Below are 3,617 nucleotides of genomic sequence, written 5' to 3'. Positions count from 1 at the left end.
CGCCGCACCCAGCGCGGTGGTCACCGCGTTCGACTTGGGCGCGGTGGCCAGGTGCACCGTGGCGTGCGCCAGGGTCAACTGGGCTTCGGGCATGCCGATCAGTTGCACGGTCTGCGCCGCGGCGACGGCGGTCTGCAGCGCGGTGGGGTCGGCCATCCCGATGTCTTCGCTCGCCAGAATCATCAGCCGTCGCGCGATGAATCTCGGATCCTCACCGGCGACCAGCATTCTGGCCAGGTAATGCAACGCCGCGTCAACGTCCGAGCCGCGCACCGACTTGATGAAGGCGCTGACGACGTCGTAGTGCTGATCGCCGTCGCGGTCGTAGCGCACCGCGGCCTGGTCCAGGGACTGCTCGATGGCCTCGACGGTGACCTGCTCCCCCGCCTCGGCAGCGACCTCCAAAGCGGTCAGCGCACGTCGGGCGTCCCCGGCTCCGAGTTGCACCAGCAGGTCGACGGCATCGTGCTCGACGACTTGCCCATTCAGCCCGCGCGGGTCGTCGATCGCGCGCTGCACCACCGTCCGGATGTCGTCGGCGCTCAGCGGCCGCAGCTGCAGAATCAACGACCGCGACAACAGCGGGGCGACAACGGAGAACGACGGGTTCTCGGTGGTTGCCGCCACCAGAAGCACCACCCGGTTCTCCACCGCGGATAACAGCGCGTCTTGCTGAGTTTTGGAGAACCGGTGGACTTCGTCGATGAACAGCACGGTCTGTTCGCCATGGGCGGCGGCGCGACGAGCCAGGTCGATAACCGCACGGACTTCTTTAACCCCGGCCGACAACGCCGACAGCGCCTCGAACCGCCGGCCGGTGGCCTGCGAGATCAACGCCGCCAGCGTGGTTTTGCCGCTACCGGGTGGGCCATAGAGGATCACCGACGCCACGCCCGAGCCCTCGATCAAACGCCGCAGCGGCGAGCCGGGTTGCAACAGGTGGTCCTGTCCGACCACCTCGTCGAGACTGGCTGGACGCATTCGCACGGCCAACGGCGCAGCGGCCGAACCACTCTGCGCGCGTTCGGTCAAGCTGGTCGCGTCGGAGACGTCGAACAGACCGTCGGACACGGTTTCAGGCATACCACGCCGCCTCGACATGGGTACGCAATGTCCGCGTCTCAGCGGGTCGGCCGAATACTTGCTAAGTTCGTCGCGGAGGCATACGGCACAACTCCACCACCACGAGCCAGGAGCGGCTATGAGCCAGCCCCCAGAGCACCCCGCCAACCCGAGCGATCCGTGGCGCGGTAACCCCCATCCCGGCGACTATCCGCCGCCACCAGGCTATCGACCACCCCCAGGACCGCCGCCCGGCTATGGACCGCCCCCGGGACCGCCGCCGGGGTACGGCCCACCCCAACCGGGATATGGCGCGCCCCCACCGCCGCCCCCGGGCTACGGGCCGCTGCCTCCCGGCTACGGGCCGCCGCAGCCTGGCTACCCCCCGCCACCCGGTTATCCGCCGCCTCCCGGGCAGCCGTTCGACATCGGTGATGCGTTCAGGTGGGCGTGGAACAAGTTCGCTAAGAACGCCGGGCCCCTGATCCTTTCCACCCTGATTTATGGCGTCCTTGGGGTCCTCCTGGAGGTGCTGTTGGTGCTGGTGCTGGGCGGCCTCAATTCCGATGCGGCCAGCACCGAAGCAGCGAACGGCCCAGCGTTTGCTACCGGCTTCGGGGTAGCCGGCACCCTCGTACTGCAGATCGTGGTGACGCTCATCGTTGTCGTAGTGCAAGCGGGGTATTTGTCCGGCGCGCTCGACATCGCCGACGGCAGGCCGGTGACCGTCGGGGCGTTCTTCCGGCCACGCAACTTTGGCATCGTGCTTCAGTGGGCTGCGCTGCTGGTCGTGATCAGTGTTGTCTTGAATTCGCCGTCGCTACTCGGGGTGTGGGTCTTCTTGTTGCTCAGCTCCGCGGCCGGCTTCATCTTCGGCTTCTTCGCGCTATTCACGCCCACCTTCGTGATAGATCGCGGCCTGCCCGCGTTCGCGGCGCTGAAAGCCAGCTTCAGCACCGTGCGCTCGAATATCGGCGGCGCGCTGCTGTCCTACTTGTTGCAGTTCCTGGTTCTGCTGGTCGGGGCATTGTTTTGCGGCCTCGGTCTCATCGTCGCGCTGCCGGTGGCGGTACTGATCCAGGTTTACACCTACCGTCGGCTCGCCGGTGGTCCGATCGCGCCCCTGACCCCCTGAGCGCGACGCGACGGGTTCATTGGCGGCGACCGGCTGCGCCCCGGCTTCGCCGCGCTTGCGATCGCCGCTAGTCACGGCTGGGTGACCGGAATTCTTGGGCGCAGGCCCCGGGGTCTTGAGTCCGGGGTTAGCCCATCCCGTTTGTCGCCGGGGGCAAGCCCGGCGCTGATAGTGGGCGTGCCTGGTGGTCGATGTAGTGCTTGATGATCGACGGCGGCGCGCCTGGGCAGGGGACGGCGAAATACGATGGTGACCAACGATGTCCGCGCATGCGGGCGCGGACATAGGTGCCGGTGAATTTGCGCCGCATCGCGTAGGCCGTGTGGCCTTTGAGCCGCCGCACGAGGGCCGATATTAGCGATGGTGGGCGGGTAGGCGACCGGCAAGTGCACGTGGTCGGCCTCGCCGTTGAACTCCACCAGCTGGTTATCGAGGTCGTTGCATACCGCGCGCATGGTGTGCTCGCAGAAGGTGAGCATCGTGTCGGTGAAGATCGGCCGCCGGTAGGTGGTCACGAAAACAACGTGGGCGTGCAGCAACGACATGCTGTGCCGGGTGCGTCGGTAGGTCTGGTCTGTCAGTGGTGGGCCTTACGGTGTGGGTGTGCAGATGGGTGATGGGTACCGCATCGAACCGACACCTGCGGCCGCTGAGCGGCAGCCGGCGCAGTCGGTGGGTAAGCCGCGGGTGCGTAAGCGCCCGAAGGGGGCGCCCACTCATGTACGGTCGTGGCCGCTGCGCCCGGATCTCGCGCAGTGCCGGGTGATTCGGACACGGTTTTTCACCGGGGCCCGGGTGTATAACGCGGTGCTGGGCGAGTTCATCGCACGCAGTCGTGCAGTGAAATCCGACCCGGGCTGGCAGGCCGCACGACAACTGCCGCGGCGCACCAAGGAGGAGCGGGCTGCCCGGCGGTCGGCGTTCGACGCCGTTGCGGCGGCGCATGGGTTCACCGCCGGCGCTGCGCAGTCGTTCGCGTCCTCGTTACGCAAGTCGTGGGTGCGCGAGCATCTGCCCGCGCAGGAGACGCAGAGTCTGGGGGCGCGGGCGTTTGGTGCGGTCAAGTACTGGCATCTGGGCAGGAAAGGTAAGCCGCGGTTCAAGTCGCACAAGCGTGGGTTGCATTCGTTGGCGGCTAAAGACGGACATGGTGCGTTGCGGCCCAAGACCGACGAGGCCGCTCAGTTGGTGGGCCTGCAATGGGGCGCGGGATTTGTGCTCCCCGTTGCCGCGCCCGCCAGGACGGGGCGGCGCGGTGCGGAGCAGCAGGTCGAGCTCGCCGAGATCGAGGCGCTGATCGCGGCCGGCAAGGTGTTGTCCACCCAGATCGTGCGCAGCGTGATCAACGGGCGCGACACCTACCGCATGCAACTCGTGGTGGATGGGCATCCCACCCGCCGGCACCCGATCGGAGCTGGGC

Annotated in this window: 3 protein-coding genes and 1 pseudogene; 2 read left to right on the top strand and 2 right to left on the bottom strand. The window is 67.4% G+C overall.

Going from position 1 to position 3,617, the window contains the following annotated elements; genetic code table 11:
* Nucleotides 1–1,083: replication-associated recombination protein A (locus WAN71_RS05545; RefSeq protein WP_422224373.1), on the bottom strand; the 1,083-nt coding region annotated here is incomplete at its 3' end.
* Nucleotides 1,084–1,201: 118 nt separating this feature from the next.
* Between WAN71_RS05545 and WAN71_RS05540 the strand changes: the two genes are divergently transcribed.
* A complete protein-coding gene (locus WAN71_RS05540; RefSeq protein WP_422224372.1) occupies nt 1,202–2,197 on the top strand; it encodes a hypothetical protein in 996 nt (331 codons plus the stop codon).
* A 71-nt stretch (nt 2,198–2,268) separates the two neighbouring features.
* On the opposite strand, the gene WAN71_RS05535 is transcribed toward WAN71_RS05540, so the two are convergent.
* Nucleotides 2,269–2,742 carry a transposase gene (locus WAN71_RS05535; RefSeq protein WP_422224371.1) on the bottom strand — a complete coding sequence of 158 codons (474 nt, stop codon included), beginning with the start codon at nt 2,740–2,742 and terminating at the stop codon, nt 2,269–2,271.
* Nucleotides 2,743–2,806: 64 nt separating this feature from the next.
* Between WAN71_RS05535 and WAN71_RS05530 the strand changes: the two are divergent.
* Nucleotides 2,807–3,617: pseudogene (locus WAN71_RS05530) on the top strand (transposase); the annotation flags it as partial.

Origin of the sequence: Mycobacterium sp., from assembly GCF_049280035.1 — a bacterium.
Lineage (GTDB): Bacteria > Actinomycetota > Actinomycetes > Mycobacteriales > Mycobacteriaceae > Mycobacterium.
The sequence above is the reverse complement of the archived record's forward strand: the minus strand, read 5'-3'. Positions and strand labels throughout refer to the sequence as shown.

Coding starts and splice junctions, on each gene's coding strand:
- WAN71_RS05540 (WP_422224372.1), top strand. CDS start 1,202: ATGAGCCAGCCCCCAGAGCACCCCGCCAACCCGAGCGATCCGTGGCGC.
- WAN71_RS05535 (WP_422224371.1), bottom strand. CDS start 2,742: ATGTCGTTGCTGCACGCCCACGTTGTTTTCGTGACCACCTACCGGCGG.